This is a genomic window from Cyclobacterium xiamenense, from assembly GCF_009467825.1.
Classification (GTDB): domain Bacteria; phylum Bacteroidota; class Bacteroidia; order Cytophagales; family Cyclobacteriaceae; genus Cyclobacterium; species Cyclobacterium xiamenense.
Genome location: NZ_WIOK01000003.1, coordinates 85,737 through 107,817, shown reverse-complemented (window position 1 = coordinate 107,817; position 22,081 = coordinate 85,737). Strand labels below are relative to the sequence as shown.

Sequence of the window (22,081 nt, the reverse complement as noted above, 5' to 3'; positions counted from 1 at the left end):
GATTTCCTGATGGATATCGTTTAAATTTGTATCATGTCAAAGACCAGCATTAAAATCATTATCTTTTTGATGACGCTTGCCAGTCTGGGGTTGATTGGTTTTCAGTTTTACTGGGTGGGAAACGTACTAAAGATCAACGAAGAGCGATTCGAGCAAAACGTGTTTCAGGCACTGGCATCCACTTCCGAGCGGCTGGAGAAGGGAGAGGCCAGTGATATCTTGCTGAGTTCCCTGGCTCGGGACACCTTGTTTCAAAAAGCCCTTCTGGAGCCTATAGAGCCCATTCAGGTGCAGGTTAGGCACCGGCAGGTGGCGATCAACCGGCCATCCATGGTGGATTCCCTGTTTGACCAAAAAATTCCCCAGATATCCTCGACCTTCCGCAAATTGATCGCTTCCAAAGAAGGGGAACCAAAGAGTTTTAGCCAAATCGAAAAGTACTTTTACATGTCCCCGTCGGTGGCATCTACGCTCTTTACACCGGACGAACTGGCCATTCTATTGCAGGAAAAGGAACGGTACCTGGAGTTTTTGAGCCAGAAAGACAATTACATTAGTAGACGCCAATACGCCAGCAACCGGCAGGACTTTATCATCGAGGAATTCAATGTTTCCCGAAACGTGGCAGAGTCCATCGTGCAGGCAAACATGAAAATTGAATTGGTGGAGGTGGTCATCCACCAATTGTTGTCCCAGGGCAATCAGAATATCCTAAACCGGGTCGATACGGCCCAGGTGCGCAGGGAGGTGCGGGATCAGTTGGTCAACCGAAACATCAACCAGCCCTTTGAGCTGGGGATCATCGATGGAAACGACCGCATCGTCGGCGTCGGGTCCGTTTCTAACCTGGAGTTTTTAAAAGCGAAGGGCATCAGGGCAGAACTCTTCCCCAGCGACTTGTTGGGCCTGGAAAACTTCCTGGTTATCCATTTTCCAACGAAGGAAAACTACCTCATGCAGCAGGTCTTTTTACCCTTATCCAGTTCTTTGCTGTTTATGGCGATTATCATCGTCTGTTTCGTGTATGCCATCAAGGTAATTATCCGGCAAAAGAAAATTTCCGAGGTCAAAAATGATTTCATCAACAACATGACCCACGAGTTCAAAACGCCCATTTCTACCGTAAGCCTGGCCATCGAGGCCCTCCAGGATCCGGATTTGCTGGGCCAAAAATCACTACGTACCCGCTACCTGGGGATCATCAAAGATGAAAACGCCCGGCTGGGACAGCAGGTCGAGCAGGTCTTGCAGGCCGCTGCCCTGGATAAAAAAGACTTCAAGCTGGAGGTAGAACCCATCAACCTGGTGGATGCGGTGGAAGAAGCCAAAAAGCATTTTGAACTGCTGGTTGAGAAACGGGGTGGGGCCATCGAAACGGACTACCAGGTGCAGACAGGCATCCTGGAGGCCGATCCCTTTCATCTAAACAACATCCTAAATAACTTATTAGACAATGCCAATAAATATTCTGGCGATTCCCCTTCCATTCGGGTTTCTGTCCGGGAGAGGAACGATCGGTATACGCTGGCCATTCAGGATGCCGGCATTGGCATGAGCAAGGAGGCCCAAAAACGAATATTTGACAAATTCTACCGGGTACCTACGGGCAATATTCACGACGTGAAAGGGTTTGGACTGGGCCTCTCCTACGTAAAAACGATGGTAGAGGCACATAAAGGAAGCATACAGGTGGAAAGTGAGCCGGGTCAGGGAAGTATTTTCACCATTAATTTACCAAAAAGGCAATGAGCAACGAACGAATATTATTGGTAGAAGATGATCCCAACCTGGGCGACATTCTAAAGGAATACCTGGGGGTAAAAGGATACGAGGTTACCTTGTGCCGGGACGGCGAAGAAGGCTGGGCCAGCTATAAGAAGGAGTATTTCCAACTGTGCATCCTCGACGTAATGATGCCGAAAAAGGATGGTTTTACCCTGGGAAAGGAAATCCGGAAGGTGGAAGAAAACATTCCCATCATTTACCTCACGGCAAAAAATCTCAAAGAAGATGTCATTCAGGGATTTCGGATAGGGGCGGACGATTACATTACCAAGCCATTCAGCATGGAGGAATTGCTATTGCGAATTGGCGCCATCCTGCGAAGGACCAAGGCCAGGGGAGAACGAACCGCATTGAAGACCTATTCCTTCGGCAGCTTTGTGCTGCATTACGACACGCAACAATTGGAAGGTCCGGATGGGATGCACAAATTGACCTCCAAAGAAAACGAGCTTCTTCGCCTATTGGCGGCATCGATGAACGAAACGGTGAGTCGCTCCTTTGCACTCAAACAAATCTGGGGAGACGATAGCTATTTCAACGCCCGAAGCATGGATGTATACCTTAGCAAAATTCGTAAACTGCTAAAAGGCGACAACGGTGTTCAAATCGTTACCCTCCACGGAGAGGGCTTCAAATTGGTGGCCAACTGAGATCTTTTGTCCTTCCTTTGATTAATTCTTTGAATAGGGTTTAATTTGTGCTTCATTTAATCCCGTTTCCCATGCCCAAAGAAATCATCCAATCCGCGGAAGCACCCGCCCCCATCGGTCCCTACAGCCAGGCAGTTAAAAGTAACGGCTTGCTCTTTGTCTCCGGGCAGATTGCCCTGGACGCTGAAACCGGAGAACTCCTCAACGAAAACATTACCGAGGAAACACACGCGGTCATGAGAAACCTGGAGGCCATCTTGCGCGCGGCGGGCTCTTCCTTTGACCGGGTGGTCAAATGCAGTATCTTTGTAAAAAACATGGATGATTTTGCCACCATCAACGAAGCGTACGGACAATACTTCAAAAGCTCCCCTCCGGCCCGTGAAACCGTGGAAGTAAGCAGGCTTCCAAAAAACGTGCAGGTGGAAATATCCTGCATTGCTGAGGTGTAAACTTTATCCCGAATTGCTTGTTAGTTCATGGTGAGATTGGTGCCCACATACAGCGAAACATTTGTGTCTACCCTGGACAGCCGGCAGGTCGTGAAAAAACTCGACCGCATCACGCGAAAAGTGAATTACCTGGACCGGCCCCTGCCCCTGTCGGAGGAAGAGGTAGTATTTAACGGCACCCTGGAAAAAACTTGTTTTCGAATCTCAAAAAAAATCAACAAAGCGGATAGTTTTCTCCCCTTGATCAAAGGGGAGGTTTACCCCCTGTCCAAAGGCTGCCTGATCTCGCTGGAATATTCGTTTTTCCCCAGTACGGCCTTCTTTCTGGGTTTTTGGGGCGTGATCAGCTTTGGGTTGACGGTGGTTTTTTTGTCGGTTTTTCAGGACTGGAAGATGGCCCTGCTCAGCGTTTTGGCTGGATTGGCCAACTACGGTTTTGCTTTCTGGCATTTTCGGCGAAAGGTCCGCGAAAGCCAGGCACTTTTTCACGAGGCCATGGGACTGAATACCGGCAAGAATGCCTCCCGGTGATTCCTTTCGCAGGAAATTGCAGGAACTAAGCACCCGGGACCTATGGATTATGCCCTGCCTGTTGTAATTTAGCAGCTGAATTGTTTTTAACGTAAACCAAGCCATTCAATGGAATACAGAATAGAAAAGGATACCATGGGACCCGTGGAGGTTCCCGCCGACAAGTACTGGGGCGCCCAAACCCAGCGCTCGGTGAATAATTTTAAGATTGGCGGATCCCGGCAGCAGATGCCCTTGGAAATCGTGCATGCATTCGCTATCCTAAAAAAATCTGCCGCACTTACGAATGCCGAGTTGGGCGTGATGGATCAGGAAAAAGCGGACATCATCGCCACCGTCTGCGACGAAATCCTGGAGGGCAAACTGGACGACCAGTTTCCTCTGGTGGTCTGGCAGACTGGCTCGGGAACCCAATCCAACATGAACGTAAACGAGGTGGTTGCCTACCGGGCACACGTCCTTTCCGGAGGAAGCCTACAGGACGAAACGAAGAAGATTCATCCCAACGATGACGTAAACAAGTCCCAGTCTTCCAACGATACCTTTCCCACTGCCATGCACATTGCTGCCTATAAGATGGTGGCGGAAACGACCCTTCCGGGCGTACAAAAGCTACGGGATACACTGAAAGCCAAATCAGAGGCCTTTATGGATGTGGTGAAAATCGGCCGTACCCATTTCATGGACGCCACCCCGCTGACCCTGGGGCAGGAGTTTTCCGGCTACGTGGCGCAACTGGACCACGCCATGCGGGCGATAAAAAACACCCTTCCCCACCTGTCTGAATTGGCACTGGGAGGCACGGCCGTAGGAACCGGCCTCAACACCCCTAAAGGTTATGCGGAGCTGGTGGCGGCAAAAATCGCCCACTTTTCCGGCAATCCGTTTGTCACCGCTCCCAACAAATTTGAGTCGCTGGCGGCGCATGACGCCATCGTGGAAACCCACGGGGCCTTAAAGCAACTGGCCGTGAGCCTGATGAAAATTGCGAACGACATTCGCATGCTGTCATCCGGACCCCGATCGGGCATTGGCGAATTATTGATCCCCGAAAACGAACCCGGATCCTCCATCATGCCTGGAAAGGTCAATCCTACCCAGGCGGAAGCCCTAACCATGGTTTGTGCGCAGGTCATCGGAAACGATACGGCCGTGTCTGTAGGCGGTGCCAACGGTCATTTTGAACTGAACGTATTCAAACCCATGATGGTAAACAACCTGCTGATATCCGCGCGCCTGTTGGGAGATGCTTGCGTATCTTTCAACGATAACTGTGCCATCGGGATCGAGCCCAACAAGCCCTTTATCCAGCGTCACCTGGAGAATAGCCTGATGTTGGTGACGGCGCTAAACACCCATATTGGCTATGAAAATGCAGCAAAAATTGCCAAAAAGGCACACAAGGAGGGCACCAGCCTCCGCGAAGCCGCTATTTCGCTGGAGCTGCTGAGCAGCGAGCAATTCGACGAATGGGTCAAACCGGAAGACATGACCGGGAGCCTCAAGTAAAGGCTGTACCCGATAAAAAAAGCCCCTTCGGTATCATGGCCAAAGGGGCTTTTTTTTATTCCACCGCTTCTTTTTCCTCTTCGTAGGCGGCGGTGGGAATGCAGCTGCACATTAGGTTCCGGTCTCCGTAGGCAGCATCGATTCGACCCACGGTAGGCCAAAATTTATTCTCCTTGACAAAGGGCAGGGGGTAGGCTGCCCGTTCGCGGGAATAGGCAAATTCCCAGGTATCACCGAGCAGTATCTCAGCCGTATGCGGGGCGTTTTTCAGCAAGTTCGACACCCGGTCTACCTTTCCTTCCTCGATTTCCCGAATTTCCTGTCGGATGGCGATCATCGCATCGCAGAAGCGGTCCAATTCCGCTTTGGACTCCGATTCGGTGGGTTCCACCATCAGTGTACCGGCTACGGGAAACGAGACGGTCGGTGCGTGAAATCCGTAATCCATCAGGCGTTTGGCGATGTCTTCTACTTCCACCCCACATTCCTTGAAATTCCGGCAATCCAGGATCATCTCGTGGGCCGCACGGCCCTTACTCCCGGTATAGAGAATGGGATAATCGGCTTCCAGCCGCTTTTTGATGTAATTGGTGTTTAGTATGGCCATTTTGGTAGCATGGGCCAGCCCTTTTTCTCCCATCATCGCAATGTAGGCATAGGAAATGGGCAAAATGCTGGCGCTGCCATAGGGTGCCGCAGAGATGGGGCTGATGGCAGCCGTTCCCCCGGTCCGGACAAAGGGATTGCCCGGCAGAAAAGGGGCCAGGTGCTTGGCCACACAAATGGGCCCCATACCCGGTCCCCCACCGCCATGAGGAATACAGAAGGTCTTGTGAAGGTTCAGGTGGCAAACATCGGCGCCGATCATTCCCGGACTGGTCAGCCCCACCTGGGCGTTCATGTTGGCTCCGTCCATATAGACTTGCCCTCCGTACTCGTGCACCAGGGCACATATTTCCTGAATGGCTTCCTCGAATACGCCGTGGGTGGAGGGGTAGGTGACCATCAATGCCGCCAACCGGTCTTTGTACTTGGTGGCCAACTCCCGAAAGGCTTCCACATCGATATTGCCCCGTTCGTCGCAGGGCACCAACACCACTTGCATGCCCGCCATCACCGCCGATGCGGGGTTGGTTCCGTGCGCAGAGGTGGGAATAAGCACGATATTTCGGAATTCCTCCCCGCGGCTCATGTGGTAGGCCCGGATGACCATCAAACCTGCGTATTCTCCCTGCGCACCCGAATTTGGTTGCAAACTGGTGTCTGCAAATCCAGTGATTTCGCTCAGCCAGTTTCTCAACTCCTGAAACATTTCGTAATAGCCTGCCGCCTGATCCTGCGGGACAAAGGGATGCAACTGACCGATTTCCGGCCAGGTCACCGGAATCATCTCTGCGGTGGCGTTGAGCTTCATCGTGCAAGAGCCCAGGGAAATCATGGAATGCACCAGGGAAAGGTCTTTGTTTTCCAGGCGCTTCATGTACCGCAGCATCTCGTGTTCGGAGTGGTACCGGTGAAACACTTCGTGATCCAGGTAGGAACTGGTTCGCTCCAATCCAGCCGGAATGATTCCTTCTACCTGATCCGGCACCGCAGGTGTTGCTACCTGCAGCAGGTTAGTCGATTTGGCAAACACTTCGTAGAGCTCCACCACATCTGCCCGGTTTTTCACCTGGTCAAAACTCAGCAGGATGTACTCTTTTTCGTAGCGGAAATTCAACCGTTTCGACAGGGCAAAGGCCCTGATCTTTTCCTTCTGCACCTCGTCCACGCGGATTCGGATGGTATCAAAAAAGACCTTATTCACCTGTTCGTAACCCAATTGGGACAGCCAATCCGCGGTCATTACGGCGAGTCCATGCGTGCGGGAGGCAATGGCCTTCAGCCCCTTGGGTCCGTGGTACACCGCATACATGCCGGCCATGACTGCCAGCAGTACCTGCGCCGTGCAAATATTGGAAGTAGCTTTCTCCCGCTTGATGTGTTGCTCCCGGGTTTGAAGCGCCATGCGGTAGGCGTTCTTCCCCGATTTGTCCACCGAGACGCCGATGATTCGTCCGGGAATTTGCCGTTTGAATGCTTCTTTGGTGGCAAAAAAGGCCGCATGCGGCCCGCCAAAACCCATGGGTACTCCAAATCGCTGGCTACTACCGATCACTACATCTGCCCCCATCTCTCCGGGAGGCTTTAGCAAGGTAAGGCTTAGCAGATCGGTGCTGAAGGCCGTAAAGACGCTGTTTTCCCGAGCAGCTTCTACGAGACGGCTGTAATCGATGACTTCGCCGTCTGCATTGGGATATTGGAGCAACAACCCAAATAGGTCGGGATCCGTCAGGTCCAGTTCCTGAAGGGACCCAAAAAACAGATCGATGCCCACTGGAAGGGCACGGGTTTTAAGGATTTCTTTCGTTTGTTCGAATACGTTTTCGTCTACAAAAAACCGATTCGCCTGCTTCTTGGCCCGGGGTCTGCTGGCATGCAGCATGGTCATGGCTTCCCCGGCGGCGGTACCTTCGTCCAGCAGGGAGGCATTGGCCAATTCCATGCCGGTGAGTTCGGCTACCATGGTTTGAAAGTTGATCAGCGCCTCCAATCGGCCCTGGGCAATTTCGGCCTGATAGGGCGTGTACGCGGTGTACCATCCCGGATTTTCCAGGATGTTTCGCTGAATCACCCCCGGTACCAGGGTATCGTAATAACCCAGGCCTATATACGATTTATACAATTGATTTTTGCCAGCTGTCTTTTTGAAACTTTTTAGAAATGCCGTTTCCGATAGCGCTTTGGGAAGTTGTAGTGGTTTTTTGAGGCGAATACTCTGGGGAATCGTTTCATCAATCAAGGTATCCAGAGAGGAGACCCCGATGGCATCCAACATGGATTGGATGTCGTTTTCCGAAGGAGCAATGTGCCTGTTTTTAAATTTTTCCGAAGAAGCAAGGTTGATTTTCATATATCCAATAAAATATCATTATTTTTGGCCGAATCAATTTTTCCTGAATCGAACCGCAAAGGTAGAAATATTAGCCGATTTAGGTATTGATTTTACCCTTAATTATCTTCTTACTAACCAGTTGAGACTGAATTAGGTTTACAAAATACCATCGTTTCAAATCATTAATCCGTTATCATGAAAAAGTTACCGCTGATTGCCGCAGCATTGTTGTTGGCAGTTTTTTCCTTTCCTGCAGTGGGTCAAGAAGACCTGTCTTTACGGTATGCCGCCACCATTCAAGCCGGGGATTTGGAAAAACACTTGACCTACCTGGCCTCCGACGAGTTGGAAGGCAGGGATACCGGAGAAAAGGGGCAAAAGCTGGCTGCAGCCTATCTGGTTGATTTTTATCAGAAGCAAGGATTGGCAGGACCGGTGTCCGGCAATTACCTGCAGGCATTTGAGCTTTCCAGCGTCCGCTGGGAGGACTTGGAATTACAGGTGGGCAAAAACGATCTGGTGCTGAATGAGGATTTTGTCTTTATTGGGGATGCAGATACCAAAAAGCGCATTCGTACCGACTTGGTCTTTCTGGGCTTGTCTTCGGACGAAAACCTGGCGAAAGTGGATGTGGAAGGCAAGTTGGTGGGCATGTGGGCCATCGGTGCACGTTCGGCAGATGTCGTCGGCAAGGTCATGGAGGCCGGAGCCGAAGGGGTGATTCTGGTAACCATGGAGGGACAGGCCAATTTCGACCGGGTAGCCAATCGGTACAAAAGCCTTTCCGGAAGGGGTAGGCTGGGTTTTGATCGGCCTACCGAACACAAACCCGTGTTTATGGTTAGTTCGGAGACGATGGGAAAGTTGTTTGAAACCCCTGTGGAGGAGCTCAAGGAAGCCGCAAAAAACAATCCGGAATCCATCCCTTCCCAAAAAGCACGCTACCGCGTACGCAAGGATAAGATGATGGTAGATACCGAAAACGTATTGGCCTACCTGGAGGGAACCGATAAAAAAGAGGAAGTGCTGGTCATTTCTTCCCACTACGACCATGTGGGTGTCAACAGCCAGGGGGAAATCAACAATGGGGCGGATGACGACGGCTCGGGTACCGTATCTGTGATGGAAATCGCCGAAGCCTTTGCAACGGCCGCAAAAGATGGGTACCGCCCTCGTAGAAGCATTCTGTTTCTTAACGTTACTGGCGAGGAAAAAGGCCTGTTGGGCTCGGAATACTACGCCGAAAACCCCCTATTTCCCTTGGAAAATACGGTAAACAACCTGAACATCGACATGGTGGGTCGGATCGATTACGAGTACCAGGATGCCGAAAACCAGGATTACGTCTACGTGATCGGTTCCGAAATGCTGTCCTCCCAACTCAAGATCATCAATGAGTACAACAACATCACCTATACCAACCTCATCCTGGATTACCGCTACGATGCCGAGGACGATCCCAACCGGTTTTATTACCGCTCCGATCATTACAATTTCGCCAAGCACAACATTCCCGTGATCTTCTTTTTCAACGGTGTTCACGACGATTACCATCAGCCCAGCGATACGGTGGATAAAATTGAGTTTGACCTGATGGAAAAACGCGCCCGGCTGATTTTTCACACGGCGTGGGACCTCTCCAACCGGGAACACCGTACCCCTGTGGACGGGACGAATACCCGGCTGGACAGGTAGTCATTGGCAATAGGGAATTTTATAAAAAAACCGCCGGATCCGATTCGGCGGTTTTTTTTGCTTCAACCCGGCCCTGTTCCTGTTGGGTCTTTTTGACTTTTTCTTTACTTTTCTAAAAATAGCCCGTATATTAATAGACCTATAAACAACCAAAAAATGAACCTATCCACAATCATGAATCCTTTTTGCTTGAGTTTTTTCGCCCTAATGCTGTTTCTCCAGGCCGAGGCCCAACAATTGCCCTCCAAAGCCATGCAAATAAAAACTGCCGTGATGGCTGCCCCCGAGGACCTGCGTGACGGGGCCTTGGTCTATGGCTACGATACCCGGGGCAATTGGACCGTCTTGCGGGAAGGTAGCAACGACATGGTTTGCATCGCCGACGATCCCAACGCCGAGGGATTTAGTGTGGCCTGCTACCACAAGCAGCTGGAACCCTTTATGGAGCGCGGCAGGGAATTGAAGAAAGAGGGCAAAAATTTTAAGGAAATTTTTGACACCCGGGAGGCGGAAGCCAAAGCCGGCACCCTACAGATGCCCAAAGATGGGGCCACGCTGTATTCCCTTTCAGCGGCTGCCGAGGATTACGACGGCATGAATGGCGAAGTGAAAAATACCTACCTGCGCTACGTGGTCTACATTCCCTGGGCGACGCAAGAAAGCACCGGACTGGCATTGAAGCCCGAAGCGCCCGGCATGCCCTGGATCATGGATCCCGGTACCCACCGCGCCCATATCATGATCAACCCACCGAAGGAGTAGTCTTTCAAAAATTTAGTGACATTTCATTTTGAATGGTAGGGTAGTTTTCATTTCTATCTGTCGAACGTATTACGTGGCGTCGATCAATTTTAGTTCTAAATTATATTTAAATACTGAGAATTATAAAATGTTATTTTGATTTTAGAAGATGGATCATTGGCTAATGTTGCTTGGTGTTCAGTCTAAAATCTTGGTTAAAGAAACGTCGTGACAGGGTAGGGTCATGTACTACGCGAAAGTATGTGTTGCCGAATGCATTTATATACGCACCGATTAACGCCAGTACGGCAAATGAGCTTTGGCAATAGGAGGTGCAAATGTCACCTCGATGGGGAGCTAGCCCTACTTTGAATTTCAGAAATCGAAAATGTTGATTAAAAGGGGGTAGGGGTTCCGGGAATACGTCGAAAATCTTAGTACAAGATTCATTTGATCCTATGGATGAGGTTGTCCTTACATACATTAATAAATTTAAAAAACTGAGAGTAGACCGCTCACATGGAATCGCTCCACACAAACCCATTCTACTCATTACTATCATTCAGTCCTATCAAACAGGACAAATCACGGATAATCGAGTTTATATCACCCCTGAACTTGTTGCTCTTTTCAAATCTAATTGGAATGCGCTTGTTACCAGCAACCACGATTGCCGAATTTCCTATCCGTTTTTCTACATGAAAAGCGAAGGGTTTTGGAAACTCGTACCAAGGTCAGGATTTAGTGATCTGAATAAAATGGGCTCTTTGGTAAAAAGCTTTTCCAATCTCAACGCAGCCGTAGCTTATGCTGAGATTAAACGAGAACTTTATGATCTTTTTACCGACCACGAGTCAAGTCACATTCTCCTACACTTTTTGTTAGAAGAGTATTTTCCTGGTTCGAGGGTGGAGTTTTCGAAAGGAGCCACCCATGCAAATCAAATCCTTGTAGACGCAATAAATATGATCGTCAATGAGCCTCCGATTGCATATAGAAGGTCGATAAAACAGTTAATTGACAAGAAAGAAGACGAAGAAATATTTTTACGAGGTAGTTTATTTAAGCGGGAAATTCCTAGAATTTATGCCAACCGATGTTGCATTTCAGGATTGAAGATCGACACCACCTATACTATTTCGATGATAGATGCGTGCCACATAGTGCCTTTCAGCGAAAGCTATGACGATACTGTTTCTAATGGCATTGCTCTTTGTCCGAATTTACACCGTGCGTTTGACCGCGGATTGATATCTATAAATCAGGACTTTGTTGTTCGTGTTTCTGGCAATTTTATTGAGGAAGGATCTTATTCAGTTAGAAGATTTGACGGCAAAAGAATTGAACTCCCTTCCAAGATGAAACATTGGCCTGCTATCGAGAATTTAGAATGGCACAAGAAATTTATCTTTAGGAATTAATGCGAACAAATATTGCTCATACAGCCAACTTAAAAACTGATTATCCCAATCGTATAATGACGAGAACCGGAGCCATGATACCAAAAAAGGAGTGGTGCGGGGCAATCTTATCGACGGAGAGTCCTTCTTTTTTGTTGGATTTTTTTCAAAATTGGCGAGGTTTAAAAAGAGTGCCGAAGTCGTGCGCGGTGAATGCCGCATAAAAAAGGCAAATTACCCATGCTGCTTAAAGTTGAAAAATGGAAATTTGTTATTAAAATAGTTGACCCCCCGAACAGAAAATCGAAGACCAATCTCGGATAGCAGTTGGCATCGATGGGGCTTCCGAAGGGGCTGGAAATAAATGGAAGGCGCTCGAACGCACTGATCAAAACATCCGCTATTGAAAAAGTGGCAAGTACCCGAATTGTAACCGTAGGGACCATGAACAGACGAAAATTTATCAAAAAAACGGCCGCGGGAGCGCTTGGGCTCATGGGGACGCATGCATTGTCTTCAGTAGGAATGCAGGCATTGGCGCATGCGCCGGAGCTAACCATCACCAAAATCGAAACCGTGCGTTTTAGCAAAGATCTGAAAATCGCCGGTGCCGGTGTGCAATGGATGTGGCTGCGCCTGCATACCGATGCCGGAATCATCGGGACGGGGGAAACCTACCCGTTCAACGAGGCGAGTGCCGCAGCAATCAAAGACCTCGAATGGCATAGTTGGGCGGGAAAACTGATCGGTACCAATCCACTGGAAATCGAACAAACCTGGGAACGGATATTCCGGCAGAATGCCTACCATGTCAACGGCGGTGCCGAAATGCGTGCCCTGTCGGCCATCAATATCGCCCAGTGGGATATCCTGGGCCAGGTGAGTAAGCTGCCCTTGTACCAGTTGCTCGGAGGATCTAAAAACAAAAACATCCGCGTGTACAATACCTATACGGACTCGAGAAACATCAACGGCTGGAAGTTGGAAGACGATATGGAAAAGATTGCCCGATTTCTGGTGGATCAGGGCATCCCGGCCATTAAGTATTGCCCGTTTGACAGGGTAGGAAACAAGAATAAAGGCGAATACATTTCGCAGAAAGACATCGAGCAATCATTGACCTGGATCAAACGCGTACAGGATGCGGTTGGGGCCGATCTGGATATCGGCTGCGAATTTCACAGCATTTGGAACCTACCCAGCGCGATCCGGATCGCCAAAGCACTGGAGCCCTTCAATGTCCTGTTTCTCGAAGACATGCTCCTGCAAGACAACATGCAGGCGTACGTATCGCTAAATCAGGAGACCAGCATCCCCCTGGTGGTCAGTGAGCGCCTGGCCACCCGCTTTGGTTTTCGGGAAATGTTCGAGGCAAAAGCCGCCGAAATAGCCATGTACGATCTCACCTGGTGTGGCGGGATATCCGAAGGCAAGAAAATTTCGGACCTGGCCAACACCTATTACATCCCCACCATGATGCACACGGCCGGGGGACCCATACTTTGGTATGCGTCGGTACATCTGGCTGCCGCGGTTACCAATTTACACTTTGTGGAAAGCGTGTACCCCTATTGGAAAGAACGGGATCCTTTTTTCTTTGCCAACACTCCGCAGGTAGAAAATGGTTGCGTACACCCTCCGGACCTGCCCGGTCTTGGACTCCAGTTTAATCCGGGACTATTCGATCGCAAGGAGCTGATCGTCGAAACCATCGCTGGCAGATGATTGCTTTCAGCATTGCACCGGCAGGCGAATACCCGGATTTTTTACCACGGATTTGCCGGCCTGGCGAGGTGACGTCCCGGGGATGCGGACGGTGGTAGTCCAAAAAAAAATAGCCAACTCACCTATCAGGGGTGGTTTTGGGGAAGGTTGAGGTAAATAGGAACAGTAATTTGGTATTTATACTGAATTTGTTAAAAAATGGATCCCTTTTTCAACCAAAAATTCTTTTCTTTGACCGGTAAATCAATGAGCAGCCAGGGGATTCCGCTGCCGACGCTTTTTCCACGTCAACCACCATGTACATGCACAACCGATTGCGCGGCTTCCTGCTGCTTTTGTTCCTGTTATCCGGACTACTGTCCATCAGCCAGGGACAAACCATTACACAGCCAATTGTATTTACCGAAGGATGGGTTACGGGCTTTGGGACGCCGGAAAAATACCCCCGCTATGCCCGAACCGAATTCCCCGTGGACCCGGTCATTTCCCGCCTCCTGTCCGTTAAGTTGATTCGGCCGGAGGGCAGCCAGGATTCCCCTTCGCTTGATTGGGAGCCGATCGAAGCAGACGCGGAAGGCTATTTCAAGCACAAGTACCTGGCTTCCGGAGGCTTGTACCTGGAATACGAGAGTCCTTCCGACCGGGTAGTCATCCTGGATGCATCGGGTCACGGAAAAGCCTATGTGAATGGCGTTCCCCGGGAGGGGGACCATTTTGGCTTTGGCATCACCAAGGTTCCGGTACAACTTACGAAAGGGCGGAACACGTTTTATTTGACCTCGGGCAGAAATCCGGAAATACGAGCAGCGCTGCGTGCGGTGGAGTCGCCGGTACAGCTAAGCGACGATCAGTTGACTTTGCCTGACCTGATACAGGAGGAGACTGGGTTCAAATGGGCAGGTATCAAGGTGATCAATGCCGCTGAAACCGCGGCGACCGACTACCGGATCCTGGCCCGGGTGGAAGGCGGGGAGGAAATGAGCACTGCGCTTCCGGTCATCGAAAAGCTAACCTCGCGGATCGTCCCCTTTCGGATTCCGGAATTGGAGGGTGTACTTCGCAGCGAGGCAGTCGTTCAGCTGCGCCTGCTTTCCGCATCCGGGCAGGAGTTGGGTTCGCTGACCCTGCCGTTGAAGAATCGCTCCGCCGGCGGCCTGCACAACCGGACGTTTATTAGCTCCATTGACGGCAGTGTACAGTATTACGCAGTACAGCCCGGGCAGGTTCCGGAAGGGCAGGCGCCGGCCTTGTTCTTTTCCACGCATGGTGCCGGGGTGGAGGCCAGTGGGCAGGCTGCGGTTTATACTTCCAAGGATTGGGGTCACCTGATCGCGCCGACAAACCGGGGGCCGTTTGGCTTTGCCTGGGAAGACTGGGGGCGTCTGGATGCCCTCGAGGTGCTGGAAATCGGCAAGAAGCGCTTTCAGCCGGATCCACAGAAAATCTACCTGACCGGCCATTCCATGGGGGGGCATGCCAGCTGGTACCTGGGGGCCAGTTATCCGGACTATTGGGCCGCTATCGGGCCCGCTGCCGGCTACGCCGAGCTGCACGATTGGATCGAGCATGTTCGGAAGGTGGAGACGCCCATTCAGCGCATGTTTGCACGGGCCGGAAACGCCCAGCGTACCCGGCTATTGCATCGGAATTACCTGCATTTTGGAGTGTATATCAATCACGGAGATGCCGATGCGGTGGTGCCCGTGCGGCATGCCCGGGAGATGAGGCAGCTATTGGCGGGTTTTCACCCCGACTTTTCCTATTACGAATACCCGGGTGGCGGGCATTGGTACGGGAATCACTCAGCCGATTGGCCCCCCATGTTTGATTTTTTCAAAAGTCACCAACTACCCCTGCCGGCCCAGGTGCGCAAGTTGCAATTCCAAACAGCCAGTCCGGGAATTTCCTCCCGTTCTCATTGGGTAACCCTTTATCAACAAACCCATCCTTACCAAATCAGCGAAGTGGATTTGGCGCTGGGCGCGGATTCCTTGTCGCTTCAGGGTACAACCCAGAATGTAACCGTGTTGCAATTGGATCTGAGCAAGGCCGCGGTATTGTTTCCCCTGTTGATTGCCTTGGACGAAAGCCAGCTGAGGTTGGAAAGGGCAGTGAAGGAAATTACCTTGGTTCGTACCGATACAGGGGAATGGGAGGTGGGCACGCTGCCAGGCCGGGATGAAAAAGGCCCCCACCGATATGGCGGTTTTAAAGATGCTTTTCGTCACCGGATGATCTTTGTCTACGGTACCCAGGGTAGCCCGGAAGAAAACGCCTGGAATTTTTACAAAGCGCGCTTTGATGCCGAAACCTTTGGCTATCGTGGAAACGGAGCCATTGAACTGCTGCCGGACAGGCAATTCTCCCCCGAAGCGTACCCGGATAGGGGAGTGATCTTGTACGGCAACGCGGATACCAATAACGCCTGGAAGCAGTTATTGGCCGAAAGCCCGGTACAGGTAAGGCGGGGAGAAATGAAATTGGGCGAACGGGTATGGACCGGCGAGGGTTGGGGTTGTTATTTTATTCAACCCCGTCCGGATAGTGACATTGCCTCGGTGGGGGTGGTTGCCGGAACCGGTCCGGCGGGCTTTGCCGCCGTGCACGCCAACCACTATTTTTTGGCAGGAACCGCTTTTCCGGACCTGACCATCGTGGGCGCGGATGTGTTTGAAACCGGATACGGGGCTGTGGTAGGAACCGGGTATTTTGGAAACGACTGGGGGGTGGAAACCGGAGATTTTGTCTGGAAAGAAAACCGGTGAAACCAGGGGACGGTGTTTTTCACAGAAGGCGTTGGCTTTTTCTATGGAGGAAATGCGGAAAAAATCCCGTACTGCCTGAAAGCGAGCCTTTTTCCTTGAAAACCTCCCTCGAAAAATTGACATTTTAGGTAATTTTTCAGAAATTAAATTATAAACGAATGGAATGTTAATTTGACGACTGGTTTCAACCTCTTAACACAAAAACTTTGGAAAAGAGTTGGTACGAACGAAACAAAGAAAAGGTATTAAAGCAGCGAAGGGAGCGGTACCTGAAAGACCTTGAATTTCGGGAAAAGGCGCGAGCTACTTACCGGGAGCGCTACCAAAACGATCCCGACTACCGGGCCAAGACCTTGCAGCGCGCGAAGGAACGGTATCACATCGACGAGGACTACAGACGCGCGACTAATGAACGCTCCAAAAAGCAGCACAAAAATCGCGATTAACTGCGCATTGCCGCACCGGCGCTTTCCAGAAACGGGCTGGAGCTCAGGCTATCGGTTGCTTTTTTTTGCGGATAGCAGTACCGCATAGGCTCGGGTCTTACCAGTACCCGTGAAACCGACCCATCCAATAGGCCACCAGGTAGTAGCTGCCATTTTCTTCGCTCAATCCGGCCCCACCGCCATCCAGTTGCTTGGGATTGGTATTCCAACGGAAAACATTACTCTCCCCGGCAGGAAGCGCTACCAACGCTTGTTCGGCCCTACCACGACCCGGAAATTCATCCCTTTTTAAATCCCAACGGTGGCTATTGGTAAAGGACCAATTGATCTGGTCGAGGGGGAATTCTTCCAATGCCGCCTGCGCCAAATCCAAATCCAGTTCCTCCCCCAGCAGGCTGCTTGCCAGGAGGTTCCACACCGGCATGCGGTCGTTGCGTACCGCCTCCCAGGAACGCCGCAGACTTTTCACGTACAGCTTCCGGGACGGATCATCTTCCCCGGTGTACCGAAGCAGGTTGTAATAGGGGAAAAAATTCAGGATATCGTCCGAATGGCTGATTTCAAAGGGGTCAGTCATTTTTGCCTTCACCGCATTTTTGGCATATCCCTCTTCTTCTACCAGGTATCGGTAGGCTTTCTCGAATTTTTCCTTGCCCGTAAAATGGTAGGCCGTTTTCAAATGCGAAAGGATCTGCAAAGAATTCAGGCCACGTTCGTACATCCAGTTAGTGGAGCGATTGAGTGAGTCGGGGTTCCAGATTCCCCAGCGGGTAGGTAGTCCGTCAGCATCGATAAGTTGAAACTCGTTGTCCAAAATGTGGCTGACGATTCGATCGATTAGATCCACAATCCGTTTTTGCTGCGAGGCGTCGGCCAGGTATTCGTGAAAGAGGCTTAGGGAAAAGAGGTGCCCGACGATTTCGTCTGAGCTGGTATCGTCCAGCCATTGCCATACCCCATCGGCCGAATCGTGCCAATTTTTGGGATGGGGAGAGCGGGAGGGAGCGACCATGTCCGTTGCTCTGGCGTACGACCGTGCGGGATAACCGGAGATACCAGTAACGGTTTCCAGCCGTTCCAATGCTTCAAATGTGCGTACCGCGCGCACCCGGGCAGTTTCGTCCCGGGTGACGGCGTACCGGTAGCATTGCGCGATCAGGTAGCAGGAGGTCCAAAGCCCGTCGTTGTCCTGGTTTTCTAAAAAACTACTGCCCAGCTCGCCGGGTAGTGCGAGTTTGGAGCGGTTGATGAGTCCCAGCCGGTTGTGCCGTGCTTCTGCCACCCGCTCCAGCGAGTCGGCTTTCTCCTCCATAGACATGGGGATACTGGCCAATTCCACGATTCCTTCGGATGTGGCCACCCAAACCCTATCGTTCCCCAGGGGCAACAGGTCGAGTACCCGGTCGTCCGGAAGCCAGCGCTTGCCGGCGTAGTAGTGCCAGCTGCTGTCTTTTTTGATCAGTCCTTTTTCCGTGGCCATCCAGATCGTTCCATCTTTGATAGCCATGCGCGTAACCGGCCCGTAGGGCAAACCGTCCGATCCCCGTGCCATCCAATGATTTCCCTCCGCAGCCAGGGCGCCTATGGCATTTGCGGAACTAAAATAGAGGGTTTTTCCCTCGTCCGCGGGTTCCAGTGTCAGGTAATTGCTCTCGTGGCCTGGAGCCATTACGTCTTGGTCAAAGTTTGTCCAGCGACCCTTCTGCCGCCGCCAAAGACCCCGGTCTGCAGCCAGCCACCAATTTCCCTCTGCGTCCACGGCCAGGGAATTTACGGCCATTTCCTCTGGAAACGGGACCCGGGTCCAGGCATCCTGCCAAATGTGCAGGCCCCGGTTGGTGCCTACAAGGAGTGTTTGGGATGTCGCCCAGGCAAGGCTGCGGATCGACTCACCCGGCAGCAAGGCTGGATTGGGGATGCGTTTTCCATCTTCTGCCCATAGGGAGCGACCATTGGAGAGCCAGATTTGTCGGGAGGCGTCCATGGTTGCAACTTGTAGCCCGGTAATAAAAGGCGCTCCCGACCAGCTGTCCTGATAATATGTAAACAGGCCGTGGGAGGTAACGACCCGAATGGAATCTCCTTTTGCAAAAAGCCGGAGTACCTCCATTCCTGCGTTTGGAGGCAAGGCGATCGTTTTTCGAATCTGTTGCGAAATGGATGACATTACCTGACCTGCAGATGGGAACGATAACGCCAGGCAAAACAGGGCAATGATCCAACTCGTGGTGCGTGCTTTCATGGGTGTTTTTCAGTGGTATAAAGACAGGTGGCCAATTCGCCTCCAGGGATTTTTTTAACATGGAAATATAGAATATACTGGATTGGATAAGGGATAGGCTACTTCTGACCTGCCTTGGGATGAAAACGACTTCTCTCCGAAGGAGTTTCGTTTGCGAATCGAATTGTGAACGGTAAAAAAGAGGTTTTTTCACTAGCAAGCGAACCGGAAGTATCCGTATATTCGGGAGCCTTAGCTGACCGGGTTGCAAACCAGGCGGCCTGAGTCAGACTGGTCCAAGGAGCGCTTCCCAGTCTGGGATGACGATCGGTGTCAGCTAGGCGGCGACCTTTGAAGACAAACGATAGACCCATGAAGTACTGTTTTTTTCCGGCATTGATTTTCGTCATTACCTCCATTCAGGCGCAGCCCTCACCGGATGCCATCCAGTTTGTAAGACAAGGCGTGAAGCGGTTTGTTTTCGATCCGGAGCAGCGCATTCCTTTGGCCTCCCTGGACCCCCAATCCATCATTGGATTGCCCGCCATGCATCCGGTTAGGCACCACCGGGACGAAAAAGCTGCTTTGCTCGTCGAAAATGAACAGCTGATTGTCCGTTCCGAAGGTGCTTCCCACACCGAAGTCTGGTTTGGCGGATTCAACCCGTTTGCCACCTATTCCCTGGACCTGGGAGACCTCAGGGGGAGTGGCGCGCTGGGATTTACGTTTGGTGCGGGATCAGATGGCATGCGTGTGGGGCTGGAATACAGCGAAGGCCTGTTCCAGGATTTACGGATGGAGGTATACCAAGATTCTGTACGGGTACTATCTGCGTCCATTCAAACTGCTTCCATAGACTCCCTGGCAGGGAAACGACTGATCTTACAACTTTTGGGCAGCGGATTGACGGTGTACCTTCAGGATGTGGGCTTGCCTTTGGCTATTGGGCAGGGAGAATTCAGCCAGTACCTGGATTTACGGCAGCGAGATAGAATCAATCGTTTTCAATCGCAGGTGTTCCTGGAGATTTCGCAGGGTGCCGTGCACATCGATCGGGTCGATGCCTACCTTGGAGCCGGCATGGGTCTGGCGGATATTCGGGCCATTACCTACGAAGATGGAAGCCCCTTGCTGGATCGGGGAAGGTTGTGGTACACCCTCACCATCCGTGGACGGGGATTGCCCCATCCCCTCCAGGGAGTATTTAGCCTGGACCCCACGGTTTTCGATATCCGATTGGAGGGAGTGATCGTTTTTGACCGCAACGATGGCCTGCTGCGAAACGAGGTAGCCTCCCATTTGTTTTACGACCGAAGGGAGGAAATCTGGAAAGGCCTTACCACGGGGTTTAGTGCTTATGCCGACGAGGACGAAGCGAAGCAACTGCTTACCATATCCAGCAAAAAGGATCCCCGGTTTGGCTTTTCGGTCATGAAGGCAAGGCCTTTCGGTATGGTGGGAGATATCGAAGATCCGCACCTGATTTTTGATGCAGCGGCGAACAAATGGCGCATGCTGACCTGCATCAATCAAAACGGATACAAGGCCATCCTGTTGGAGTCGGAGGAGTGGAATCGGGGATTTGTTCCCCTTGCCGGTCCGGTATCGGTAAACTCCACGGGTACCTCGCTTCAAAAAATTGGGGATCACCGCTACGCCTTCTTCGGGAGCAGCGAACGAAAAATTTTCATTTACAGCTACCCGGACCTTCGGGAACGGGGAAACTTGCAAATGGACCTCCCTCCCTGGGATGCGGAATCGGGTACCCGGGTATGGCCCAATGTGGTCGAATTACCCGAGGGGTATCCCTTTCGGTACCTCGCTTTGATGATGGATCGGTACAATTATCCGGGCATTCAGGGCCCGCAATGGACCTATGGGGCCATTTACCTGTACCATGGGTTTGACTGATGCTAAAGCGGGCAATGTACCGAAATGGGAGGGTTGCCAATTACTGGGAATTCCGGCTCCACTTGATGCTACAGCCGATCGCTTTGGTCGTTTCCCGTGGTACCTTCGCTCCGCTTAGCAAGGCATCCAGGGCATCCGCGAGGTAAAATTCGCTGACGGAAGTGGCATCCTGGTAGTTGTTATCAATGGCGCCGATATACCGCACGATGTACCGATCGGATTCTTTTTCCAACAGGTATACCTGGGGAGTTCGGGTAGCGCCGTAGGCCCGGATTACCTCCTGGCTCTTGTCGTAGGCGTAAGCAAAGGGAAATTTCTTTTCTGCAGCCCTTGTTTTCATGGCCTCAAAACTATCCCCCGGACTGATCTTCTCGTCGTTCGAATTGATTGCGATCAGGGGGTACCCTTTGGAGGCATAGGTCTGATGCAACTCGATCATGCGGTCCTCGTAGGCCTGTACATAGGGGCAGGTATTGCAGGAGAAGATAACAATAGCCCCCTGGTTTCCTTCCAATCCTTCAAGCGATACCTGCGAACCGCTGACGGTTTGCAGGTGAAAATCCATCGCTTCATCGCCTACCTCGTATCCATTATTTTGGGCCAGGGAAACGGTCGCCAGCAGCAACAATGCCTGGAGTATACCGATAAATTTTTTGGTGTTTTTCATGGTGCTTATTGTTTGAGTTGGTCAATACGCTGAAGCAATTCGGTTTCTTCCATCGCCCCCTCGTGAAAGTGTCTGCTACCGTCTGCCTGGATAAAAAGCGTGGCCGGAATGGCTCCGGTCCAGTCGGGGCTGACTTTGTCGATCCAGGAATTGAAATCCACGTCATTTAACAGGTAGACGGGGGATTCGATGGCTTTTCGTTCGATAAATGCCGTTACCCGTTCGGGTCGTCGGGCATCGTCTATGGAGATAAAGTAGAGCTCCAGCTCCTTGTCTGACTGATTGGCTTTTTCGAAATAGGGCATTTCCTTGATGCAGGGGGCGCACCAGGTTGCCCAAAAATTGAAAACACGCAACTTTTCCGACTCCTCGGCCGCCAGCTGCTCAAATTCTTGGAAGGAAATAACTTTAAACGCTGATTTCGGTAGGTCTTTGTTCGAAAATCCCGGCAAAAGCACGAGAAGCAAGACGAAAAAAAATCCGGTAATACTGGTTTTCATGAGAGTGGGGGTTAAGGCACGCACACGGCTTTATACGAATTTGGTGGGGATTGGTTGGGCAACCAAGGCGGCATTAAACGGCCAATTCGCTGCACGAATCGAGGTAGCAACTCCTAACTTATTGCGGGATGCGTCCGCGGGCAGGCCT

General features: G+C 51.3%; 16 protein-coding genes. 12 read left to right on the top strand and 4 right to left on the bottom strand.

Annotated elements, in window-relative coordinates; genetic code table 11:
* Positions 1-33 precede the first annotated feature (33 nt).
* The 5 genes from GCU44_RS03145 (at position 34) to fumC (ending at position 4,927) form a co-directional block, all read left to right on the top strand.
* On the top strand, positions 34-1,749 hold the full coding sequence (locus GCU44_RS03145) for a sensor histidine kinase (RefSeq protein WP_154853701.1): 1,716 nt from the start codon (positions 34-36) through the stop codon (positions 1,747-1,749).
* On the top strand, positions 1,746-2,435 hold the full coding sequence (locus tag GCU44_RS03140) for a response regulator transcription factor (RefSeq protein ID WP_092173686.1): 690 nt from the start codon (positions 1,746-1,748) through the stop codon (positions 2,433-2,435). Before GCU44_RS03145 ends, GCU44_RS03140 begins: the two co-directional genes overlap by 4 nt.
* Positions 2,436-2,506: 71 nt before the next feature.
* Positions 2,507-2,887 (top strand): RidA family protein, encoded by a 381-nt coding sequence (locus GCU44_RS03135; protein ID WP_092173689.1) that lies wholly within the window; start codon positions 2,507-2,509, stop codon positions 2,885-2,887.
* 27 nt (positions 2,888-2,914) lie between these two features.
* Positions 2,915-3,418, top strand: a complete 504-nt coding sequence (locus tag GCU44_RS03130; protein ID WP_154853698.1) for a hypothetical protein — start codon at positions 2,915-2,917, stop codon at positions 3,416-3,418.
* A gap of 108 nt (positions 3,419-3,526) precedes the next feature.
* Positions 3,527-4,927 (top strand): class II fumarate hydratase, encoded by a 1,401-nt coding sequence (gene fumC, locus GCU44_RS03125; protein ID WP_154853695.1) that lies wholly within the window; start codon positions 3,527-3,529, stop codon positions 4,925-4,927.
* 55 nt (positions 4,928-4,982) lie between these two features.
* On the opposite strand, the gene gcvP is transcribed toward fumC, so the two are convergent.
* Positions 4,983-7,880 (bottom strand): aminomethyl-transferring glycine dehydrogenase, encoded by a 2,898-nt coding sequence (gene gcvP / locus GCU44_RS03120; RefSeq protein ID WP_154853692.1) that lies wholly within the window; start codon positions 7,878-7,880, stop codon positions 4,983-4,985.
* Between the two features lie 177 nt (positions 7,881-8,057).
* Between gcvP and GCU44_RS03115 the strand changes: the two genes are divergently transcribed.
* The 6 genes from GCU44_RS03115 to GCU44_RS03090 all read left to right on the top strand — a co-directional run bounded on the left by GCU44_RS03115 (position 8,058) and on the right by GCU44_RS03090 (position 16,634).
* Positions 8,058-9,557: a M28 family peptidase gene (locus GCU44_RS03115; RefSeq protein WP_154853689.1), complete on the top strand. Its 1,500-nt coding sequence runs from the start codon at positions 8,058-8,060 to the stop codon at positions 9,555-9,557.
* Positions 9,558-9,731: 174 nt separating this feature from the next.
* Complete coding sequence (locus tag GCU44_RS03110; protein ID WP_154854078.1) at positions 9,732-10,319, top strand: hypothetical protein; 588 nt, start codon at positions 9,732-9,734, stop codon at positions 10,317-10,319.
* A gap of 437 nt (positions 10,320-10,756) precedes the next feature.
* Entirely contained in the window at positions 10,757-11,719 is a 963-nt protein-coding gene (locus GCU44_RS03105) for an HNH endonuclease (RefSeq protein ID WP_154853686.1), read from the top strand.
* 423 nt (positions 11,720-12,142) lie between these two features.
* Complete coding sequence (locus tag GCU44_RS03100) at positions 12,143-13,423, top strand: mandelate racemase/muconate lactonizing enzyme family protein (RefSeq protein WP_161993888.1); 1,281 nt, start codon at positions 12,143-12,145, stop codon at positions 13,421-13,423.
* A gap of 302 nt (positions 13,424-13,725) precedes the next feature.
* On the top strand, positions 13,726-16,188 hold the full coding sequence (locus GCU44_RS03095) for a carboxylesterase family protein (RefSeq protein WP_161993887.1): 2,463 nt from the start codon (positions 13,726-13,728) through the stop codon (positions 16,186-16,188).
* Between the two features lie 206 nt (positions 16,189-16,394).
* Positions 16,395-16,634 carry a hypothetical protein gene (locus GCU44_RS03090; RefSeq protein ID WP_154853677.1) on the top strand — a complete coding sequence of 80 codons (240 nt, stop codon included), beginning with the start codon at positions 16,395-16,397 and terminating at the stop codon, positions 16,632-16,634.
* Between the two features lie 97 nt (positions 16,635-16,731).
* On the opposite strand, the gene GCU44_RS03085 is transcribed toward GCU44_RS03090, so the two are convergent.
* Positions 16,732-18,876 (bottom strand): ligand-binding sensor domain-containing protein, encoded by a 2,145-nt coding sequence (locus GCU44_RS03085; protein ID WP_154853674.1) that lies wholly within the window; start codon positions 18,874-18,876, stop codon positions 16,732-16,734.
* 351 nt (positions 18,877-19,227) lie between these two features.
* On the opposite strand from GCU44_RS03085, the gene GCU44_RS03080 reads away from it, so the two are divergent.
* Complete coding sequence (locus tag GCU44_RS03080) at positions 19,228-20,766, top strand: hypothetical protein (protein ID WP_154853671.1); 1,539 nt, start codon at positions 19,228-19,230, stop codon at positions 20,764-20,766.
* A 40-nt stretch (positions 20,767-20,806) separates the two neighbouring features.
* Here the strand turns inward: GCU44_RS03080 and GCU44_RS03075 are convergent, their stop codons facing one another.
* Together GCU44_RS03075 and GCU44_RS03070 are read right to left on the bottom strand one after the other, a co-directional pair.
* Entirely contained in the window at positions 20,807-21,433 is a 627-nt protein-coding gene (locus GCU44_RS03075; protein WP_154853668.1) for a thioredoxin family protein, read from the bottom strand.
* Positions 21,434-21,438: 5 nt separating this feature from the next.
* Complete coding sequence (locus tag GCU44_RS03070; RefSeq protein ID WP_154853665.1) at positions 21,439-21,933, bottom strand: TlpA family protein disulfide reductase; 495 nt, start codon at positions 21,931-21,933, stop codon at positions 21,439-21,441.
* Between the last annotated feature and the right edge of the window lie 148 nt (positions 21,934-22,081).

Excerpts from the sequence above, each read along its gene's own strand:
- GCU44_RS03145 (WP_154853701.1), top strand. The coding sequence starts at position 34 with ATGTCAAAGACCAGCATTAAAATCATTATCTTTTTGATGACGCTTGCC.
- GCU44_RS03140 (WP_092173686.1), top strand. The coding sequence starts at position 1,746 with ATGAGCAACGAACGAATATTATTGGTAGAAGATGATCCCAACCTGGGC.
- GCU44_RS03135 (WP_092173689.1), top strand. The coding sequence starts at position 2,507 with ATGCCCAAAGAAATCATCCAATCCGCGGAAGCACCCGCCCCCATCGGT.
- GCU44_RS03130 (WP_154853698.1), top strand. The coding sequence starts at position 2,915 with ATGGTGAGATTGGTGCCCACATACAGCGAAACATTTGTGTCTACCCTG.
- fumC (WP_154853695.1), top strand. The coding sequence starts at position 3,527 with ATGGAATACAGAATAGAAAAGGATACCATGGGACCCGTGGAGGTTCCC.
- gcvP (WP_154853692.1), bottom strand. The coding sequence starts at position 7,880 with ATGAAAATCAACCTTGCTTCTTCGGAAAAATTTAAAAACAGGCACATT.
- GCU44_RS03115 (WP_154853689.1), top strand. The coding sequence starts at position 8,058 with ATGAAAAAGTTACCGCTGATTGCCGCAGCATTGTTGTTGGCAGTTTTT.
- GCU44_RS03110 (WP_154854078.1), top strand. The coding sequence starts at position 9,732 with ATGAATCCTTTTTGCTTGAGTTTTTTCGCCCTAATGCTGTTTCTCCAG.
- GCU44_RS03105 (WP_154853686.1), top strand. The coding sequence starts at position 10,757 with ATGGATGAGGTTGTCCTTACATACATTAATAAATTTAAAAAACTGAGA.
- GCU44_RS03100 (WP_161993888.1), top strand. The coding sequence starts at position 12,143 with ATGAACAGACGAAAATTTATCAAAAAAACGGCCGCGGGAGCGCTTGGG.
- GCU44_RS03095 (WP_161993887.1), top strand. The coding sequence starts at position 13,726 with ATGCACAACCGATTGCGCGGCTTCCTGCTGCTTTTGTTCCTGTTATCC.
- GCU44_RS03085 (WP_154853674.1), bottom strand. The coding sequence starts at position 18,876 with ATGAAAGCACGCACCACGAGTTGGATCATTGCCCTGTTTTGCCTGGCG.
- GCU44_RS03080 (WP_154853671.1), top strand. The coding sequence starts at position 19,228 with ATGAAGTACTGTTTTTTTCCGGCATTGATTTTCGTCATTACCTCCATT.
- GCU44_RS03075 (WP_154853668.1), bottom strand. The coding sequence starts at position 21,433 with ATGAAAAACACCAAAAAATTTATCGGTATACTCCAGGCATTGTTGCTG.
- GCU44_RS03070 (WP_154853665.1), bottom strand. The coding sequence starts at position 21,933 with ATGAAAACCAGTATTACCGGATTTTTTTTCGTCTTGCTTCTCGTGCTT.